This is a genomic window from Pseudomonas putida, from assembly GCF_022627325.1.
In the GTDB taxonomy this organism is placed as follows: Bacteria; Pseudomonadota; Gammaproteobacteria; order Pseudomonadales; family Pseudomonadaceae; genus Aquipseudomonas; species Aquipseudomonas putida_X.
The window spans coordinates 1-255 of the sequence record NZ_JAETZZ010000061.1 but is presented as its reverse complement, the minus strand read 5'-3'; the positions used below and the strand labels follow the sequence as shown (position 1 = coordinate 255).

The window sequence follows — 255 nt, the reverse complement described above, 5'->3', positions numbered from 1 at the left end:
GACAGCTAGGAGGTTGGCTTAGAAGCAGCCACCCTTTAAAGAAAGCGTAATAGCTCACTAGTCGAGTCGGCCTGCGCGGAAGATGTAACGGGGCTCAAACCATGCACCGAAGCTACGGGTATCACCTTTGGTGATGCGGTAGAGGAGCGTTCTGTAAGCCTGTGAAGGTGAGTTGAGAAGCTTGCTGGAGGTATCAGAAGTGCGAATGCTGACATGAGTAACGACAATGCGAGTGAAAAACTCGCACGCCGAAAG

1 rRNA gene is annotated in these 255 nt (G+C 51.8%); it reads left to right on the top strand.

Going from position 1 to position 255, the window contains the following annotated elements:
• Nucleotides 1–255, top strand: a 23S ribosomal RNA gene (locus tag JNA92_RS25710); the annotation flags it as partial.